Origin of the sequence: Paenibacillus sp. ACRRY (assembly GCF_022346995.1) — a bacterium.
GTDB lineage: Bacteria > Bacillota > Bacilli > Paenibacillales > Paenibacillaceae > Paenibacillus.
In genome coordinates this window covers 24,216-43,413 of sequence record NZ_JAKRNM010000019.1, presented here as the reverse complement: position 1 = coordinate 43,413, position 19,198 = coordinate 24,216, and the positions used below count along the sequence as shown (strand labels likewise).

The window sequence follows — 19,198 nt, the reverse complement described above, 5'->3', positions numbered from 1 at the left end:
CAATATTTGTCATAGTTAAAGTGTATCATACGAAACAGAAGGGAGCGATCAATAATGTCCAATAAAGTAGTGCTGTACATTGCGATGAGTCTGGATGGTTATATTGCAAGAAAGGACGGTTCGGTAGATTGGTTGTTTGACGTGGAAGGTGACGGTGGAGATAACGGGTATGCTGCATTTTATCAAACGATTGGAACGGTAGTCATGGGCCGAACCACGTACGAAGATGTGCTTAAGCTATCCGAAGATTTCCTATATGCAGACCGACCCACATATGTACTCTCCCGTTCGGAGCAGCCACCCGCCCCGCATGTGCAGTTTACAACCGAGCCAGTGGAGAGCCTGATTCCCCGTTTACAGCAGGCATCCGATGCCGATCTATGGATCGTTGGCGGTGGCCAGCTGGTTCAGGCTGTTATGGAAAAACGGCTGCTTCATGAAATTGAAGTTGCCATCATTCCGAAAATTCTCGGAGAAGGCATTCCCTTATTTCCTGAAGGAATTGTACCGAGTAATCTGAAGATGATGGGAACACAGACACTCGGTCAGATCATATCCATCCGTTATCAGGTTCAGATTTAACTCAACCAATACGAGAGAAGACCACGCCTCCCCAAAAAAGAAGTGTGGTCTTTGTTTTATTCAGGCCAGCCTTGGTCCGGCATTCTTCATTAAGCCAGAATTCCTTGCAGGTATTCTGCTAACGTCTCTGCTGCCCGCCTGTGGGATAACTCGCCCGGATGAGTCCGAGCCCCAATTGTCTCTTCCGTTGTATCCGGGAGCTGCAGGATAGAGACCATTCGGTCGCCTGTCCGCTTCGTATAACGATCAACCGCACGATAGATGGCAGGCATCATGGGAGAACCAAGCATGCCATAGGCCCAGACAAGCTGTGCCTTCGGATTATTTTTGCGGAGTTTGACCAGAAACCGGTCTACCGCATTCTCAAAAGCAGTCAAATCCTCTTCATGATAGCTCCCGTCATCGTTTAAACGCTGTTTATGTACCTTTCCAGTTACCGGATCTCTCCATTCCGGTGTCTGGAAGGCACCTCCATCGTTGCTTCCCAGGTTGATCACAACCACGTCCGGCTGCCAGGACTCAAAATCATGCTGGTCCCCGGCTCCGAGTGCCTGGTTATTCTCACCCGCGAGCAGGCCACAGACTTGTTCATAATAATCAGGAATGTTATTGTTCGGGTTGTTGTCCCAGCTTGTGAGTACACCCCAACCACTCTGGGAAACGACCCTGTAGTCCGCGTTCATTGCTTCTGCTGTCATGTACGTATAGTTATGTATCGCGCTGAACCACATTGGGATCCAGTCTTCTTCCGCTCTGGCCCCTATTGCACCTTCTCCAGATGTGATGCTATCACCAATAAACTCAATCTTGTACGGCTTCTCTTCCATAGGCAGGAATGCACCATCCGACTTCAGGGCGTAGAACTGCAATAAGCAACCTGGGTCTGCACTCATGGCTTGCACATCCTTGACGATGCGTACGTTTTTCACCGTACCCTCACTCATGCCCCGGAAGACACAGATCCAATACCGTCCTGCTGTGACCATCTGCCTGCTTACAGGAACTCCATTGATCAGGATACTGATCCACGGTTCATAGATATCATAGTCCGACTCCACTTCCACCCAAAGCTCAGATCCTGTGACCCGAAGTTCAATGGCGCTGCCTGTCCAAAATAACGTCAGCGGTGTCCTCTGCTCTGTTGTCCTGCCATGCACTTTCAGATTCTGTATCTCTGACAGGACATGCACCTGTAACTTGTCACTCTCTTTCACCCGGTATTCCTCCTCTACGATAACTAATCCAAGCCATGCAGGATATGAAGCGCTTCCTCTTTTGTTTTTACAAAAAACACATGCTTGCCATTATTGCACTCATAAATGAAATCCTTCAGACTTTTGCTGCTGTAACCGTCAAAATCGCCAACGATGGCAAGCTTCACCTGGTAGTTAACGTACTTTTGCAGGATCTCACCGGCCAGCTTCGTCTTCAGATCGAAGAATTCTTCCGTAATGTTGGATTTGTCGATGATGAGCTTGTATGCCTCGTTCAGATAATTCACCGACGCCATCAGATCCAGCGCATCTTGCACTTCGTTGATGACGATGTCGTTACTCTTAATAATAGCCACCTTGGAGTTACCCTGTTGATCGATCATAATATCCATTTCACGTGCTCCTTCCATATCTCATTTCCCTATACTATCTCGCAAATCCTTCGTAAAAAGCAATGTGTTTTTCACAATCGGAATGGAAATTTTCAGTCTTCCGACATTCTGGGTTTTGCTTCTTATTTGTAATCACTCGCTGGAATTCCTCTGCTATAATGGATTTATTTCCTATAGAACTATATTTCGAGATTTGCCTAAGAAAGAGGGATGCTAACATGGACATGAAGTGGCTCGATTGGGCTAAACAGATTCAGGCTATTGCTCAGACCGGTTTAACTTATGGCAAAGATGTATACGATATCGAACGCTACGAGGAATTAAGAAAGATTAGTGTGGATATCTTGGCTAACTATACTTCTGTAAACAAGGAGAAGATATCACTCACTTTCGCGAATGATTCTGGATATGCAACGCCCAAAGTCGATATTCGAGGTGTTGTTTTCAAGGATGATAAAATCCTTTTGGTGCAGGAGAAAATCGATGGAGCCTGGGCATTACCAGGAGGCTGGAGCGACATCGGTCTCTCTCCATCGGAAGTAGCCGTGAAGGAAATCAAGGAAGAATCAGGCTTCGATGTAGTGCCCCTGCGCCTATTGGCCGTATTGGATAAAAAATTCCATGGCCACCCACCCGAACCTTATCATGTATACAAGATGTTTATTCAATGCGAGATTACAGGTGGTACAGCTGAGTCCGGTGTGGAAACCAGTGCAGTCCAGTTCTTCGACAGGCATGATCTGCCTGAGCTTTCGCTTGAAAGAAATACAGCAGCGCAGGTGAAGACCATGTTTGAGTTTCTCGATCATCCCACCAAAGAAGTCATTTTGGATTAAAGTCGAACACGCCAAATAGCGACTCTCCCTTGTGATGGGTACAGTCGCTATCTTTCTGTTTATCACAGATTCTGATCTGCGCGGATCGTGTTCTCGAGTTCCGCTCCCTTAATCAGGTTCCTCTTGGGAATCGACACATCAAAGGCGGTTCCTTGCCCGCTTTTCTCAGCAAATTTGACCGTGATATGTCCCTCCAGAGACTGGACAATATCTCGGACATGGGACAGACCAATTCCTGTCGCGGCAATGCCAGCCTGATTGAATTTTGTCGTATAGCCAGGTTCAAAAATAATATTTCGTTTGGCTTCAGGTATACCCTTGCCAGAATCGATTACTGTAAAATGTACATCCTCATCCTGCTCATGTACCTGTATCCGAATAGTCCCTTCGAACTCGATCACTTCCACCGCATTGGCGATCAGATTGTTCATCACCGTTAAGAGTGGAATATAAAAAGGAGATTCGCAATCATACTGTTGCTCCATTTGAATTTGTATTCTTTTATCCAGCATCTCGCCATATTTAAGATTGCCCTTCACGGCAAAATTCAGAACCTCCGACAGGCTCATGTTGACTGCTTTCTCACTGTCATATAGTTTCAGCAATCCGGCCAGAATGCGCTGCGAGTCTTTCTTCACCTCATGGATCTGCTGAGCAATCCCCAGTGTCCGATGACTGTATTGATTCATGTCCTGTTCCCTAAGATCCCGATAGAGGTCGTAGCTATCCGCCGTTATGCCTTCGATTGTCTTCATGGCCTTTTTCAGATAAAAGACCTCGCCGTAGAGGCCGGAGTTTACATTGAGCATTTGTTCCATTCGCTTCTCCTGCTCCGCATGCATGAGCCTCATCTGTCTCACCGCGATACTGTTATACAAACCGCTTATAAAGTAACTTCGCAGCCCACCCACAACGAGCAGATACAGCCATTCTCTCATATCGAAGATGCTGGTCCCATTCAATACGCCGCGAATGAGAAGCTCAATGAGATTGGAGGAAAAATCTACACATGTAATTAAGCCACCCAGGAGCAGTGGTTGGATCTCGTGAAATCTGTTCTTGAACTTGCTTAGACCATAAGTGAAGACGATATAATAGATGCCAGCTCCAATGTTGTCATGCAAGCTTTCCAACACCGACATCGAATTCACATCGTACAGTAAATCAATGGATTGCACGATAAAGCTCACGATGCCCGTCAGAATCCCCGTCTTGACATAAGACAGATGCGGCATGATCATAAGCAGGAATAATAGGATACTTACGCCCAAGCCGATTCGAAAATAGTCTTCCTGAAAAGGATTAATCTTAAATTGTGCACCAATGGCCGTAGCCAGGGCGATCGCTGTCATTTGTACATTCTCATTTTTAAGCCAATTACGCATATCTTTCTCCTACTGTGAACTGGATCCGTATTGATCACTCGTGCTGTATTTCTGATGCCCTTGTACTAGCATACACATTTTCTATATGAATTAGTTAAGGTAGCGGCTTTCGTTACTTACCCATAAAAAAAGCAGCCCTCGGGGCCGCTGGACATTCTTCATTTCAAGCTCTGCAGAATGTTTTTCATTTTGTTGTAATGCCCGCTTACCCGGTCAACCATGTAGTTATACATGAGCTGGTTCTCCGACAGGTTCGCCATTTCGGCATCAATATCCACATTATTGCCGTTGTTGTTCATCGTTGTTTCGGTGTTCTCCACAATCCGGTATGGAACGACGGAAGAATTGAGATCTTTGGCAGGCAGATGCTTCGGATGTGTCCGGTGCATGTCCAGCTCTCTGGTTGTACCATTTTCAACGATACGTCTCAGCGCTTCTTCAAACTCCACCGATTTCTTTTTGTAATTGGGTGTGTCTGCATTGGCAATATTGTCAGTGGTGACTTTGTGCTGCACGTTCAGCACTTGCAAAAGAGATTCATTGCGTCTTGACGTGTTGGATTCAATCACGGCTCAGTCTCCTTCAGAGCATAATGGTGCAGTCCCACTTATCATAAGAAAAAAAGTTGCCCTATGTCAACATTCACTCAATTCTTACATATAAAACTTAACACAACATTACCGATTCAACTTTTCAAAAATCTCCGCTAGTTTCTCCCGGTCCTGTGCTGTTAGCTTTTCAAATAACGCTCTGCGCAGCTTTTGCCCCTCCATGGATGCTCTGCTAAGAACTTCGGAGCCATCCTCGGTGATATCCAGGTAACTATTGCGGCGATCGGATTCATCAACGACTCTGACAGCCAGTTTCTTCCCGACAAGCTTATCGGATAAATAACTGAGAGTCGGCGGGGTAAGCCCTAGCACTTTCGCAATATCCGACGGTCGACTTTTTCCGTTTTGCTTCAAATGGGAAAGCACAAGAACATGAGATACGCCCAGGTCCTCATTAAATGATTTGTTCCACTGTATAATCAACTTGTTGGTGAAGGTATCCATATTGTGTATGATTTCAAAAATTGTTTTCTCTTCCATAACTGCCTCCTCATAAAAAAGACAGCCCCTAATGAAAATTAAGAGCTGTCATTATTCTACACACTATTGTGCGGAGTATCCACCATCAATAACCAGCTCGGAGCCGGTAATATAGGAGGAATCATCGGAAGCCAGGAACAGTGCAGCTTTGGCAATATCCATGGCCTGACCCAGACGCTGTAGAGGCGTTGCCTGAATCAGCCGACCGAGCAGTTCTTTGGACGTGCTCAGAGATTGGGTCATAGGCGTTTCGATAATCCCTGGGAAAAGAGCGTTGACACGAATGCCCTGACGTCCGAATGTCGTAGCCGCTGCTTTGGACAACGCACGTACCGCGCCCTTCGACGCCGAGTAGTGATTGAAGCCCTGCCCAATCATCGCAGTATACGAAGAGATATTAACGATAGAACCTTTCTGCTGAGCTGCCATATATGGAGTCACATGCTTCATGCCTGCAAACGGGCCAAATCCATTAATGGAAAGCATCTTCTCCCAGTCCTGTGCATTGATCTCCTCAAAAGGTTTTTCGGATGAGATACCTGCATTGTTGACCAAGATGTCAATTTTGCCAAAACGTTCGCTCACGACCTTCGCCAGTGCTTCCCAGTTCTCGTCTGACGCAACGTTTAATTTCATTCCATATACATTCTGCTTCTGGCTAGCTGTCTCCAACGCTGTCTCATTAATATCCGCTGCAATAACGATGGCACCTTCCTGTGCAAAAAGATCCACCATGCACTCGCCAATGCCTGAAGCTCCGCCTGTAATAATAGCTACTTTACCTTCCAATTTTCCCATGTCAGTTACTCCTCACTTTGTTTTGAGTGTTTTTTTATAGAAATAAAACCAGCGGTGAAGGCTTATAAGCTTTGCATAAACTGCTCGAAGTCAGGAACCGTTGGATTAGCGATATAATGCCCGCCTTCCACCTGAATCGTCTGGCCGGTAATAAACTTAGACTCGTCGGAAGCCAAGAAGAGAACAGTATGTCCAATATCATCCGGTTCTCCGTGATAAGGCAGTGCATTATACTTCGCAAACATGTTCAACACGTCCTGTGGCATGTTATCCTGCGCTGCCGGTGTCAAAATCAGACCAGGTGCAACAGCATTACAACGAATGTTGTGCTTCCCGTATTGAGCTGCAATATACTTTGTGAGATTGACAACACCTGCTTTGGAAGCTCCATAAGCCACACGAACGGCATCACCTGTAAAACCTGCCATGGATGCTGTATTGATGATGGATCCTCCACCTGCACGGATCATATGAGGAATGGCGAATCTGCTGCCCAGCAGTACACTCTTGAGGTTAACATTCATCAGTCGATCCCACTCATCCAGATCTACATGAACCACGTCCAAATCCTTCTTAAGGTTCGTCAAGCCCACATTGTTAAACAAGCACGTGAGTTTACCATACCGCTGTGCCGTAAATTCAACCGCTTCACTGATCGAATTTTCTTTTGCAGCATCGACGAATATGCCTACGGCATCGCCGCCTCGGAGTTGAATGTTTTTGGCAGCTTCTATAGCTCCATCGACATTAAAATCAGCAATGACCACTTTAGCACCTTCCGCAGCCATCAGGTTGGCAGTGGATAAGCCGATGCCAGAAGCTCCTCCGGTAATAAGCGCAACCTTGTCCTTCATTCTGTCCATATTAACCACGCTCCTTATATTTAAGAAACCTGTAATGGTTCTAAGATGATTATTACTTAGATATATAACTATTAGATGTCTAAATAATAGCACCATAGCATCCGATATGCAATGGCATGGATACATTTAACTTATTTTGGTTATCGGGTGAACTAAAATACCCTGTCCAACGCTCTCATTTGGAATGATAGAGTCAGACAGGGTATTGGATGAACTAACTTACATCGAATCAGAAAGGTCAGGACGATGATTGTCCTCATTGACGAGACTACGGACAAAGGTATCAAAGTCGGGAGCAATCCATGTGATCTTATAGTTGTTTCCCTTATCCACATGAACGACCTCAGGCTCACCCGCATTATCCGATGCACGGTAATCCAGCATAATGATCTCAGCGTCGGATGGGCACTTACATAGAACCACCCCAATCTCCGGATAGCCACCTTGCTCAATGATCCATCTGCTGCCCTCTTCACCGCACAGGGAATGTTTCTTCTCCTGACCGATGCCCAGCATTCCGGAAATCTCAATGAGTCTCTTCTCTGCAGCCCCAGCCTCGCTGACTGGAATATACCTGTAACGAGGGATCCCACCATTATGTATTTTCATCATGTCGACATAGGCTCTAGGCAATTTGAAAACGAGCCGCTCCTCTACCGACTCAACCTGTTCGTCCGTAGGTGAAGGCAGAACCCAGTTCTGCATAGCTTCCGCGTCGTCATTCCAGAAATCCGTGGAATTCGGATCACTAATACTGGATTGCTCCATGGAGATTGCCGGGACGGAGTAAGCCGTCTCCTGAGCTTTCACTTGAGTTATCTCCTCAGCAGGCTTCTCGGCAGTTTTACTATGAATCCATTCGAGAAACTCCAGTGTATCTTCATCTCCCGGATCCAGTCGGTCTGCTGTTTCAAAAGCACCACGTGCCTGCTCATATTGTTCCAGGTAATAGTATGCCAGTCCAATACGATAATGCCACAAGGGGTCGTCCTGCCCCTCTTCGGCAACCGTCAGAAATTGTGCAACTGCCTCTTCGTAACGCTCCAGGTTGTTCAGCGCTCTACCCAAATGACCGATCAGCTCATAGTCGCGCTCTTCCACATTAATGGCTGTGATCGCATCCACAATCTCTTCGAATTCATCCTGTTCATGCCACTCTTCCAGCTGCTCCAATAACTCTTCTCTCATCCTGCTTACCTCCCTGATCATTCGCTCGATATACCTTGCTGAAAATTATACCATTTATCAGATTGCCTTCTCCAGCAATGTCATTCCTAACAAGTATTCAAGTTGGCCTCATGTCATATTCAGCACGAGCGAATAGGTTTTGAATACCCAGGAGTTTGCCAGTTCTGCTGCTGCATCTCTACTAACCCGCACAGAGGGCTTAAGCTCCTGCACATCATCCGTTGAAGATCCTACTGAAAAGCGCAGCAGCTTCGTGTATTTCTTGATATACTTTCCCACGTCCTCGTAGAATGCATGCGTTAACGGGAGATGTTCACGAATATCTTCATAGACGTAATACTTTCCTTTTTCATCTTCAAGATGTACTTGAACACCTTTGGGAAGTGAGAGCATAATGCTCGGTAATTCGTCCTCAGCCCACGCTCCGCGATAAGGAAAGCTGATTCCTTCGTTTTTTATAAAAAAACCAGAGATCTTATCATCTAACTTCATTGTTATGGAGTATACAAAATGGGGGTGGTAATGGAGCTTTTCCTGTCCTGTAAAGTACTGATAATAAGCAGTATAAGCCTTGTGCACCTGATTTAGATCATGGGTGGTTCTCGCAGCATTCGAAAGACCAAACTGTGCTTCCTTTTGTTCAAAAAGCTCTAAAATCCCTTTGAATTCCTCTGGTGTGACCAGAAACTTAAGCTTATAAAATCCACTGTTTTTCAAGCGATCCATGGTTACCACCCCCAAGTATGATGTCATACGACTGAATGAATGTAATTCTTCCAATGTTTATGAAACAGGTCGGTTACCCTTTCCACGTATCCGGTCTATTTTCCTGCTTCACCTTAGGAATACTAAACGTTGCTTTAGCTCTTACGGATCGGAATCCATATCTCGCTTCTGTATTGCGGCAAGGTAACATCCTTGTGCTCATTCCACAGCATTTCCGGTCCTTCACTAAGTTCATAATCCGATGAAGGAAACCACTCGGAGTAGATTCGTCCCCACACATTCTGAAGCGCACTCGGAAAGGGGCCAACTGCAGTAAACACAGCCCATGTCGATGCGGGTACTTCCAAGCATGCCAGGCCCTCGGGGGCCACTTGGGTCGTGGCTGCACCGATATAATGATCCAGTTCGCCCTTCTCCTCCATCCGTCCTTCGCTAAAATGAGCCGAAGCACTGATGATCCCCAGCGGCTGAACATTGGATAACCCCTTGATCGTCTCGATCAATTCCGGGGTAAGCTGCTGATACATCGCAGCAATGTCCGGGTTCACCCCGTTGAACACGATTGGCACCCTTTTACTGATTCCCACAATCCGAAAGGCTTCTTTCTCTTCGATACGATAGTTCATTTCGCTTCCTCCTTGAATGGTCAATTGAAATGTCATCCGGGGGAAGGCCTTGAGCGAAGGGCCATGATTCCTCGCTTCCGAGGGTGTGACCCCATGCATGCTCTGAAAAGCCCTGGCGAAGGAATCCGGCGAGGTATATCCATATTTGAGCGCAACATCGATGACTTTGCTATCATGACTGCTGAGCTCCATCGCTGCCAGCGTCAAGCGCCGGCGACGAATGTACTCTGATAAGGTAATACCGCTAAGAAAGGAAAACATTCGTGTAAAATGGTATTCCGAGCAGCACGCGATTCGCGCGACCTCCTTCATATCCAATGTCTCCGTCAGATTATCCTCAATATAGGCTAACCCCTCATTCAGTCGTGCCAGTGTATTCATCATCATTCCCTCCCCCATTGATCCAAGCATAACAAAGCCTTTCTTCCGGCATCCGACAATCCCTGCACCATTCTGCAGGCAGCATTTTATTGATCCGCAGACGTCCAGCATAGACGGCGAATTCTCCATTTTATAGCAATGCCGTTCCTCTTACTTGTCATGTACATATTTTATAGAAAGATAGTTTTGAACCTCACGGATAAGGAGCGCGATCGAATGGGAGCCAGCCCGGGAATAGTCAAGAGCAAACAAGGCGTGTCTATCATTGCCTGCACCAAGCGCCACAATTATATCCATAATCTATTTAAGAATTACAGCCGACAGAAGCACCCCAAGAAAGAGATGATCGTTATCGTCAACAATGATAATATTCCTCTTGCTCCTTATCAAAGCTTAGCCAAAAAGCTTCGGAACGTACACGTTTTTCGTCTGCCAGAACGTACCTCTCTCGGTGCTTGCCTCAATTATGCGATCAAGAAAACAAAATACAGCTATATTGCCAAGTTTGATGATGACGATTACTATGCTCCCTATTATTTGACGGAAAACCTGCAGACTTTCAAGAGAACGGATGCCGATGTCATTGGCAAGCGGGCACATTATCTGTATTTAAGAGGATCCAGGAAACTGCTCCTTCGTTTTCCCCAGGATGAACATCGTCCTGTAACCCTTCTCCCTGGTGCTACGCTTGTCTTTAAACGGGATGTATTCAGCCATGTTCAGTTTCCGAATCGAAGCGTCGGTGAAGATGATCTGTTTTGCATAAGAAGTAAACGGAAGGGATACAACGTATACTCGGGAGGCAGGCATAACTTTGTCGCGATCCGCAGGAAAAACTCTTCCGACCACACATGGATCATCAGTGATCACGAACTCATCTCGCAGAGCAAGAAGATCCGAACAGCGAAGCATTATAAGCGATATGTACAGAAGAAACCAAAGGGCGATTTCTGATGGCAGCTCCAGTTCGTATTCGTAGTCAACATGCCGTTTCCATTATTGTCAGTACCAAACGGCAAGAATGCATGGACAACCTTTTCCGTAACTACGGGCGCCAAAATTACAAGCATAAGGAGCTTATCGTCATATTAAACAATGACAAGCTGAAGGTGAGCAACTATATGAAGGCCGCTAATCAATATGAGAACGTAAGGGTAATCTCCTTACCAGAAAATCTATCCCTTGGCCTTTGCCTTAATCACGGGACTGCACTGGCCAGATATGCCCTCATTGCCAAATTCGATGACGACGATTATTATGCACCGAGCTATCTAAGGGATAGTGTGCGTACCCTGGTAAAAACCAATGCAGATATTGTAGGGAAACGCGCCCACTATATGTACCTTAACAGCAAAAAACTCCTTCTTCTTCGTTACCCTACGAAGGCTAATCAATATGTCCCCCTGATTCAAGGCGCAACCCTTCTTGTTAAACGGCAGGTGGTCACTGAGGTTGGATTTCGTGATAAAAATCGAGGAGAATGCGTAGCATTCTGTTCGGACAGCTTGGCAAAAGGCTACAGGATCTACGCGGGGAGCCCGTCCAACTTCCTTGCGGTCCGTAGAAGGAACTCCGCAGATCACACATGGATTGTGAGTGATAGAGATCTTTTGACGAAAAATGTGAAGGTGCTGAAAGTGAAGAATCCAAGAAGATTCGTACGTGCTCACTAGCCTTATCTAACAATTAATTTCACCTGTTCTCTGTGAATTTAAAATGAGATAACACAGCAAAAAGAGCAGCGATCAGCTGCTCTTCTTCAATGTATAGCTGTAGGTTTCTCTATCTTATCAAGCCAGGTACTCCGCCATAATCTGCTCGATATCATACGGGGTAACCCCTTGCTCCACCGAATAGACTGTGGCCGCCTGATCCAGCGTATCTACCCGTTCGCCTCGGGCCTTTGCATGCAGCATGAACAGGTCGTACAGATTGGGCTTGCGTAATGCGGTCATGGCTTTGCCCATCAAGACCATTCCCTTCTCATTGCCCTCTACATTGTTGTAATAGTGTGGGTGGCTGGTTAGGGCAAGATCGGTCCAGATCACCGTGCGATCTACTAGATCAAGTATGACAGGAATCGTAATCTGTGTATCTGCTGTAATATCAATTTTGTTAGCCACCGTAGATGGTTCAAAAATCTCTCCCGACCCTGGCTTCTTGCGCATCATCCACCCCGCGAAGCATTCCGGAAGATCGCAATACGGATGACTCGTGAACGACAGCAATGAAGCCACAACATATCGGCCGCCATAATTAACGATTGACGGAATATGCAGGTCAATGAACTCGCATGCACCCTGCGGAGCCGATACGATATCTCCACTGTGGACAGCCTTGTACTTGGTGGAACGCAGATTCGTATAGGAGATGTGCTCGACATAACTCCAGTTCTCGTCATACATTACCGCAGACAGGTCAATATCGACGCGACCTGTGTCCTGCCCGTTGACCATGCCTTCCTTCCACCAGTTGAAGAAACGAATTGTATCTCCTTCGCCCATGGGTACCCGGCTGCCTCTTACAAGGGTACGCAGGGCTTTGCTAGCGGAACGTTGGGAAAAAGGCACGAGATAGTCATGAAGCCGTTCATCGATATACGTCTTACCAAGCGGAGGAAGCGCAGCGAACCGTTCGACCAGAGCCTGCTCGCACAATTGCACAACTTCCCGGCACGTCGCCTCATCCAGCTCTGGCAGCTGATTCGGAACGCCAAATGCCTTTGCCACGTTTCCTTTTGGGAAAAAGACACGAAGATCCTGTGGTTCATTACGCTGGGCAAAATGTTGTCTCACCTGCAGCAGCACCGGCGTCGATACCTGTGCAGTTACCTCACTAAATGCCAGCAATACATAGGCCTCATCCTCGGTAATTCGCAGTAGATGATCCAGCCTTCTGGCAAACTCACCCGGACGCTGCGACAGCAGATCGATCAGGCTCCAGGTGTTGTGATACTGGAACGCCAGCTCCATGCTTCTATTAAAGGTGGCAAACGGCTTGTTATTGCGCAGAATATTAAAGGCTTCTTCGCAGCGAGGATACCGAAGCTTATATTCGGAAGGATGCAGAATCTCGCCCAGACGCACCCAGCGATCCTTATACCGGAGCATGTCCTCGGTGATCGGCCCGCATTGCTCCAGTAGACCAAACAATAGACGTCTCTCACGACGTTTGAACTTGCGGAAGCGTGCAGGTACAGCCAGACTGACATCGCCATCCGACCAGGCAGCAGCCAGACGAAGGACGTCGGTTGCCGTTTTGAAGTACGGGCCGATTCGTTCCATACTCGCCTTTTCATGCTTCAACAGCGAAGCCACCACGAAGCCCACATTCTCCTTGAATGGAATTTCAGTAGGCAGTATCGCATCTACCTCATCCGGTTCTGCATGTTCCAGTACGGTATCAATGTCTTTCTTGTCCGTCTCCGAAATGGAGCCCTTTGCTTCAATCAACTGGCGGATAAGTGTTCTGAACCCTTCCTCACATCCCAAGTGGATCACTTTCAGATTGCTTTTCTCGGACAAAGGCTGTCTATCAACCGGTTCACGATCAGGATATACGAGGGTTAGGTAGTGAATGATGGCATTGAGATACAGCTCTGCTTCATCTTCCTGCATGACCTGCATGGGGAATCCCGGATACATCGGTTGGTACTTCACATGTGCCCCGACCATCACTCTCAGATCCGCTACCAACTGAACAACGAATGCTTCAAAGTGTTCTTTGGATAATCTTCGTACGGCTCGCATCAGTTCGTCGGAGAACATGTATCCTAGCGTTTCTATATTTTTTAGGGCAGTAGCCAGGTAAGACTTGGGCAGTTGTTCCTCCCCTTGATGTTCAATAATCAATTTGTTTGCTCGTCGCAAATAAATGGTGTTATGGTTCATGATAAAAGAGTCCAGGAAAGCTATATCCCTATATAACATGAAAGGTTAGCATAAGAAGGAAGGAATATAATAGCCTGGACGCCTCCTCTCTTGAATAGAAATTCTTCAGGAGAGCTGCGACCCTATTCATCCAATTGAGTTAGAAGGAAGGATCGCAATAGCCTGAAGGCCAGAGGTCCGAAGTTCGTGACCCGAACCTTTGGTAGACCCATCATCTCAGATTCCACGATCTCCCAACAGGGTGAAAGTATTACGACTGCATCAATCGTTTCCCAATATCACCCTTAATCGATACAGCTCACTTGATGGAAGGCCGAAAATAGGGAACACCACAATTGGCGTCGAATACCACTATGTAAGAGTTAGTATAGAACTACGCATGAATCGAGGTTAGGACAGATGGAACTTCAGACGCTATATAACGAGTATCTCAATATCAAGTTCAAACGCGGATTGCCGCCTGTACGGACGAAACCTTTCGAATACGGCTTATACGAAGATGACAGTGCTGGTTTGTTTCTGACGGATCACCCGGAAGAGACTTTCACGAATTGGATGTCCGAATTGATACCAAGAGATCCGCATTATATATCTGCACCAGACTGGCAGCCTGTTCTCGCAGATGTTTTTCAGCAGATGGATATATATGATGAACAGGTCCTGTATTATCTTCTGTTCACCCTCAACACTACGCTGTCCATTAACTCGCACAACGCATACAGCACCATGAATGATTTCATGAAAAGCTACAGCTTCTTGCAGCTGTCTCACTTGAGCGAGATCACTCGTTTAAACGAGGAACAGAAGCACCAGGTAAGAGACTTTTTCTTCTTTTACTACCTTTATGCACATCCGGTTAATGAGGAAACGCTCTACGCATGTTCATTTGACAGTCAGAACTTGGTACATACCAAAACGGATATTTCATTGGAGCGTTATTTCACGGCATTTCATGATCACTATAGTACAAATATGAATAAGTACAGCGGGCAGATCACCATTGCTCCACACGACATCCAGGTCTGCAAACACCTTACATTGGAGATTTTGCGTTGTATTGAAGGAAAATCTGCCAAGCTGAACATGCCTGAGGAGGAAGGATTAGAAGCAATGCTGCGGCTCATCAATGACGTGGATCAGATGCTGCATATGAATGACGACAATAAAACCGCGTTGTTTGAGATCATGAAGGATTTCCTGACTGAAGCTCGTTCCACTCCCTATCGGGACCATTGCTTCAAGACGCTGCTTCAAAACTATGTTTCCTACATCCTGTTTTTCAGGTTTGACGAAATTCATGCATTGGTTGATTATTTCGAAGTCAACTCGGAATGGTGCAGAACGATCATCAATAAAATCTTCATGGACACAGTTTTCATTGATCGGATAATGAGACAGCAGCGCATTGATATAACCGCGTACCCGAATGTAACTCAGTTCTTTGAAGACGAAGCAAAACGGATCTATCTGTAGTTTCGGAGGGAGTTTCGTGCACTAATCCAAAATAGTACGTCAAAAAGCCTTCGCCGACGTTAATGTCAGCAAAGGCTTTTCGCAATTATATCTTTTACTTATCAATCAGATTCGTAATTTTTAGCATTCTGGCAACAAGTGCCGAAACTTCCGCTCGGGTCATTTTTGCGTTTGGACTGAGAACCTCAGGCCCGTTGCCTTGGATAATTCCTGCTTGGATCAGTTGCGCCACATCTTCTTGGGCCCAAACGGACACATCAGCAGCATCCATGTAGCGAGCAAGCTCAGAGGTAATCTGGTCACCATTCATTGCAGTATCGGGTTCAATCAGACGGTATGCACGAGCCACCATGGCAAATCCCTGTTCACGGGTGATTTCCTGATTGCCATAGAAGTTTCCGTCATCATAACCCCGAACGATACCGAATTCATTCGCCAGAGATACACTTGAACGGAACCATGCAGAATCAGTAACATCAGGGAATATATTTTGCGCTGCATCCTGGCGCATTAATCCCAGACCGAGTACCACAATCTCCGCAAACTCTGAACGAGTCACACTGCGATTCGGTGAGAACGTGTTATCTCCGTTCCCCTTCAAGTCCAGTCTTGCAGCAATATTATTAATGTCCGTTTGGCCCCAGTGGGAGCGAACATCACTGAAATCCTGTGGATTCCAAATGACGGAGTAGGTGCCACTGCTGCGCAGATCATTAATGAGTGCATAGTAACGGCTGTCGATCTTCGTTACAACCGTCGGCACGTGGAAGATGCTTCCGTCCGGATTGATAATCACACCTGTTGTAATTCGGTTTGGATCTACCCCATCCGGGAGTGCAATATATTTCGGCGCGTATCCGCTCAACTGTCCGGATCTAATAGTCTGTCCATCTTTGGTGAATGTTAGGTCAAGATCGACCGGGTTCACGAGCAGCTCATACCCTTCGGCAGCCGCTTTATTTTTTGCATTTTCAATGGTCGCTTCCGAAGAGCGTTTAATATCAACAAGTACAACAATATCGGTAGGTGCAGCATTACCAAGCTGCTTGGATACACCTGCTATATCCATTTTGCCGCCAGGTACAGGATAGATGGCAAGCGGATTACTGATATTCAGCTCAGCTCCCTGATCCGTCAATCGTTTCAACGTCTCCACTGTTAATCCGTCTACCTTCAGATTTCCTTCGTTAGGCGAATAGATGACAAACTGCTGGCCTTTGCCTTGATTCAAGGCATCGTTCAGCTTGGATGTATCCACTTGGACCAACGTTTGGTTGTCGCCGCTTGACTTGGAAGTGGCAAACGGTTGATTATTCCCATCCAACGTTGTTACCAAATTATCCTTCGGCGTTACAGGTACAGGAGTTGGAGTTGGCACAGGTATGCTTCCGCCGCTACTTCCACCATTGCCGCTATTGCCACCACTATTATTGTTATTGGCCGGTGCTCGGTTTGCGATAATGTTGTACTCCGTTACATGGCCAAATGAATCAGTAACCTTAACAACGATCTTGTTTTCCCCTACATGAAGGGGCAGATTCTCACTTGCGATACCACTTGAAACCACCTGCCAATCGCCATCTCCAACGGAAATTTCAATTTTGGCATTTGGATCAATCGCTGTGGGTGTCAACTGAATTTGGTATACGCTATTCGAGACCGAAATGGCGTAAGATTTTTTTGCCGGGTCAAAAGCCGGAGATAGACTGCCTGTAGATGGAATTAGCATTTGCAGCATAGAGGAGTCTGTATCTACTACGTTCGTAAGTTCCCTCCGCGCATCGGACAGATCCTCAAGTGCCTTGTCTACTTGCTCTTGGGTTGCTTCCGGGTCATTCAGTACCCGATCTGCTTCAATCAGCGCATCTTCGAGTGTTTTCCAGCTTTCTGGTGTGTATTGAGACTCTTCCAGATTCTCGCCTGTAATATCATCATGCTTGTGTTGCAGGAGACTTTTATCCACACCAGGTATTGTAGGTGTTAACCCAGTCCGTGCATTCAATAGATCCTGAAGTGCCTTGTCCACCTGCTCTTGGGTTGCTCCCGAATCATTCAGCACCCGATCAGCCTCAATCAACGCATCTTCGAGTGTTTTCCAGCTTTCTGGTGTGTATTGAGACTCTTCCAGATTCTCACCTGTAATATCATCATGTTTGTTTTGAAGTGCTTCTTTATCGACCACCACTATATCCCTCGTTAGCGGTCCAGCAGATACGCCGTTATTGGTCGCCGTTACTTTTAACGTATATGCTCCAGGGACCAAAGGTGAAGACGGGGTAAACTCCCAACTTCCATCATCAAGAATGGTTGCTTCCCCTTCAATCGACTTAGATGGGTCCAGCTGATTGATTAATGTTACCGATACTGTTGCTCCAGCACTAACCGTGCCGCTTAGTTTCGGATTGGTGCCAACAACATCACCTTCTGCAGGCTTTGTAATGTCCAAATCAACAGGTTTTCGATACGTTAAAACGACTTTGTTGACAGTCTCATCGTAGGCAATAGCCGCCGTTGTGTTGATATCAGATACAAAGTAAGCTTGATCAGCTTGCTGTGCCTGATAGCTGCCCCCGCCGATTGCAATATCGACCACCGGATTGATGTCGGCATCAGGCATGATTTTAGCGTACACGCCAACCTTAGCCCCTTGTAGCATAGGACTGATCAAGGTCAAGTAGGCACTGTTTGTAGCCGTCGTATTTTTCAGATATACGTTTCTCTGCTCCCCAGCCGTATTCAAATTATCGTAGACATAGGCTGTACCGCCAAAATCAAACCGGGCTTGGGAGGCACTGCCACGCATAAAAACAGCCACATTACCTACGGTTTCCCCTCCATTTAATTCCGTTCCAGACAATATGTTTCCTGTTATCTTCCCACCAGTCATCTTGAAGTTTGGGCTCTGATATAATCCAACCCCAACAATAACGCCGTTTCCTTCTAAGATTTCATTGTCCGTGATCAGGCCGCCCTGAATTTCCAAAGTCCCACCCGATCCAGCGCCAAGTATTGAAGATGGGTTCTCTGCTATAAAGCCAAGGACCTTATTGTGATGAATAAGCGTTCCCTCCTGAATCATGACCGCCGAGTTGCCGCCACTTGTGGTGATGACACTTCCCGGCTGACTGCTGCTGGCTTTTGCAGTATGATTTCTGATCTCGGTATTTATGAAAATCACTGTACCACCAGTTGCACTGACGCCATAGACTTGGGCATTGGTATCAACGTTGTTTCCCTCTATAATCAGGTTATCAAACGCAATGCTATTCGTCGCTTTACTTCCAGCACTTACTTGGATTAGGTGACCATTAACCAAACCTTCCCCGCGAATAATAGAGAATTTGTTTCCTGACTCTGAGGTTATTGTGATATTCCTCCCCAGAGAGGAGATGGCTAACGTTGTGTCCAACGTAATGTTACTCTGCAAAATAATTGTCCCGGTATTGCTTACATTTTCAAGGGCCTTCTCAATGGTTGCAAAAGGATCTCCTTCACTGCCTGTCACGTTCTCTTCGTCGCTTCCGTTAGAAGACACATAAATAACGTCACTTGCTGCCATCGCTATAGGCGCTGGTGAAATTATGGACGTGATGACCATAATAAGAGCCAAGAGTGATACACTTAACGCTCTAATCTTACTCAAACTTCTCATACCTCCCTATTTATGCTTACAATAAAGTCATTGAATCTCTTCACATTTCAGTCTATTAAATCGAGCTATACAAAAACTCTACATCCCTCTACCAGTATGAA

Annotated in this window: 17 protein-coding genes; 5 read left to right on the top strand and 12 right to left on the bottom strand. The window is 46.4% G+C overall.

The annotated features are described in order from the left end of the window. The first annotated feature begins 54 nt into the window (after window positions 1–54). On the top strand, window positions 55–582 hold the full coding sequence (locus tag MH144_RS29420; protein WP_239305691.1) for a dihydrofolate reductase family protein: 528 nt from the start codon (window positions 55–57) through the stop codon (window positions 580–582). Window positions 583–671: 89 nt separating this feature from the next. Here the strand turns inward: MH144_RS29420 and MH144_RS29415 are convergent, their stop codons facing one another. Further along, the gene (locus tag MH144_RS29415; protein ID WP_239305690.1) at window positions 672–1,796 is read right to left on the bottom strand and encodes an SGNH/GDSL hydrolase family protein; all 1,125 of its coding nucleotides are present in this window, start codon (window positions 1,794–1,796) and stop codon (window positions 672–674) included. A 23-nt stretch (window positions 1,797–1,819) separates the two neighbouring features. Further along, window positions 1,820–2,188, bottom strand: a complete 369-nt coding sequence (locus MH144_RS29410) for a DUF4180 domain-containing protein (RefSeq protein WP_239305689.1) — start codon at window positions 2,186–2,188, stop codon at window positions 1,820–1,822. A gap of 218 nt (window positions 2,189–2,406) precedes the next feature. Between MH144_RS29410 and MH144_RS29405 the strand changes: the two genes are divergently transcribed. Continuing rightward, window positions 2,407–3,024 (top strand): NUDIX hydrolase, encoded by a 618-nt coding sequence (locus tag MH144_RS29405; protein WP_239305688.1) that lies wholly within the window; start codon window positions 2,407–2,409, stop codon window positions 3,022–3,024. 62 nt (window positions 3,025–3,086) lie between these two features. Here MH144_RS29405 and MH144_RS29400 read toward each other — a convergent pair whose 3' ends face one another. The 8 genes from MH144_RS29400 to MH144_RS29365 all read right to left on the bottom strand — a co-directional run bounded on the left by MH144_RS29400 (window position 3,087) and on the right by MH144_RS29365 (window position 10,082). Next, complete coding sequence (locus MH144_RS29400) at window positions 3,087–4,409, bottom strand: ATP-binding protein (protein WP_239305686.1); 1,323 nt, start codon at window positions 4,407–4,409, stop codon at window positions 3,087–3,089. 158 nt (window positions 4,410–4,567) lie between these two features. Further along, on the bottom strand, window positions 4,568–4,978 hold the full coding sequence (flgB, locus tag MH144_RS29395; RefSeq protein WP_239305685.1) for a flagellar basal body rod protein FlgB: 411 nt from the start codon (window positions 4,976–4,978) through the stop codon (window positions 4,568–4,570). Between the two features lie 108 nt (window positions 4,979–5,086). After that, window positions 5,087–5,500 carry a MarR family winged helix-turn-helix transcriptional regulator gene (locus tag MH144_RS29390; RefSeq protein WP_110758206.1) on the bottom strand — a complete coding sequence of 138 codons (414 nt, stop codon included), beginning with the start codon at window positions 5,498–5,500 and terminating at the stop codon, window positions 5,087–5,089. A 63-nt stretch (window positions 5,501–5,563) separates the two neighbouring features. After that, window positions 5,564–6,298: an SDR family NAD(P)-dependent oxidoreductase gene (locus tag MH144_RS29385; protein ID WP_239305684.1), complete on the bottom strand. Its 735-nt coding sequence runs from the start codon at window positions 6,296–6,298 to the stop codon at window positions 5,564–5,566. A 62-nt stretch (window positions 6,299–6,360) separates the two neighbouring features. Then, window positions 6,361–7,161 carry an SDR family NAD(P)-dependent oxidoreductase gene (locus tag MH144_RS29380; RefSeq protein WP_239305683.1) on the bottom strand — a complete coding sequence of 267 codons (801 nt, stop codon included), beginning with the start codon at window positions 7,159–7,161 and terminating at the stop codon, window positions 6,361–6,363. Window positions 7,162–7,380: 219 nt separating this feature from the next. Continuing rightward, entirely contained in the window at window positions 7,381–8,349 is a 969-nt protein-coding gene (locus MH144_RS29375) for an SMI1/KNR4 family protein (RefSeq protein ID WP_239305682.1), read from the bottom strand. Window positions 8,350–8,457: 108 nt separating this feature from the next. After that, window positions 8,458–9,129, bottom strand: a complete 672-nt coding sequence (locus MH144_RS29370; RefSeq protein ID WP_239305681.1) for a hypothetical protein — start codon at window positions 9,127–9,129, stop codon at window positions 8,458–8,460. A gap of 80 nt (window positions 9,130–9,209) precedes the next feature. Next, window positions 9,210–10,082 carry an AraC family transcriptional regulator gene (locus MH144_RS29365; protein WP_239305680.1) on the bottom strand — a complete coding sequence of 291 codons (873 nt, stop codon included), beginning with the start codon at window positions 10,080–10,082 and terminating at the stop codon, window positions 9,210–9,212. Window positions 10,083–10,298: 216 nt separating this feature from the next. Between MH144_RS29365 and MH144_RS29360 the strand changes: the two genes are divergently transcribed. Then, complete coding sequence (locus MH144_RS29360; protein ID WP_239305679.1) at window positions 10,299–11,036, top strand: glycosyltransferase family 2 protein; 738 nt, start codon at window positions 10,299–10,301, stop codon at window positions 11,034–11,036. Next, window positions 11,036–11,755: a glycosyltransferase family 2 protein gene (locus MH144_RS29355; protein WP_239305678.1), complete on the top strand. Its 720-nt coding sequence runs from the start codon at window positions 11,036–11,038 to the stop codon at window positions 11,753–11,755. Before MH144_RS29360 ends, MH144_RS29355 begins: the two co-directional genes overlap by 1 nt. 117 nt (window positions 11,756–11,872) lie before the next feature. Here the strand turns inward: MH144_RS29355 and MH144_RS29350 are convergent, their stop codons facing one another. Then, window positions 11,873–13,972, bottom strand: a complete 2,100-nt coding sequence (locus MH144_RS29350; RefSeq protein WP_239305677.1) for a TerD family protein — start codon at window positions 13,970–13,972, stop codon at window positions 11,873–11,875. 399 nt (window positions 13,973–14,371) lie between these two features. On the opposite strand from MH144_RS29350, the gene MH144_RS29345 reads away from it, so the two are divergent. Further along, the gene (locus MH144_RS29345) at window positions 14,372–15,445 is read left to right on the top strand and encodes a hypothetical protein (RefSeq protein ID WP_239305676.1); all 1,074 of its coding nucleotides are present in this window, start codon (window positions 14,372–14,374) and stop codon (window positions 15,443–15,445) included. A gap of 94 nt (window positions 15,446–15,539) precedes the next feature. Here MH144_RS29345 and MH144_RS29340 read toward each other — a convergent pair whose 3' ends face one another. Continuing rightward, window positions 15,540–19,088 (bottom strand): S-layer homology domain-containing protein, encoded by a 3,549-nt coding sequence (locus MH144_RS29340; protein WP_239305674.1) that lies wholly within the window; start codon window positions 19,086–19,088, stop codon window positions 15,540–15,542. Window positions 19,089–19,198: the final 110 nt, after the last annotated feature.

Coding starts and splice junctions, on each gene's coding strand:
- MH144_RS29420 (WP_239305691.1), top strand. CDS start 55: ATGTCCAATAAAGTAGTGCTGTACATTGCGATGAGTCTGGATGGTTAT.
- MH144_RS29410 (WP_239305689.1), bottom strand. CDS start 2,188: ATGGATATTATGATCGATCAACAGGGTAACTCCAAGGTGGCTATTATT.
- MH144_RS29405 (WP_239305688.1), top strand. CDS start 2,407: ATGGACATGAAGTGGCTCGATTGGGCTAAACAGATTCAGGCTATTGCT.
- MH144_RS29400 (WP_239305686.1), bottom strand. CDS start 4,409: ATGCGTAATTGGCTTAAAAATGAGAATGTACAAATGACAGCGATCGCC.
- MH144_RS29390 (WP_110758206.1), bottom strand. CDS start 5,500: ATGGAAGAGAAAACAATTTTTGAAATCATACACAATATGGATACCTTC.
- MH144_RS29385 (WP_239305684.1), bottom strand. CDS start 6,298: ATGGGAAAATTGGAAGGTAAAGTAGCTATTATTACAGGCGGAGCTTCA.
- MH144_RS29380 (WP_239305683.1), bottom strand. CDS start 7,161: ATGGACAGAATGAAGGACAAGGTTGCGCTTATTACCGGAGGAGCTTCT.
- MH144_RS29375 (WP_239305682.1), bottom strand. CDS start 8,349: ATGAGAGAAGAGTTATTGGAGCAGCTGGAAGAGTGGCATGAACAGGAT.
- MH144_RS29365 (WP_239305680.1), bottom strand. CDS start 10,082: ATGAATACACTGGCACGACTGAATGAGGGGTTAGCCTATATTGAGGAT.
- MH144_RS29360 (WP_239305679.1), top strand. CDS start 10,299: ATGGGAGCCAGCCCGGGAATAGTCAAGAGCAAACAAGGCGTGTCTATC.
- MH144_RS29355 (WP_239305678.1), top strand. CDS start 11,036: ATGGCAGCTCCAGTTCGTATTCGTAGTCAACATGCCGTTTCCATTATT.
- MH144_RS29350 (WP_239305677.1), bottom strand. CDS start 13,972: ATGAACCATAACACCATTTATTTGCGACGAGCAAACAAATTGATTATT.
- MH144_RS29345 (WP_239305676.1), top strand. CDS start 14,372: ATGGAACTTCAGACGCTATATAACGAGTATCTCAATATCAAGTTCAAA.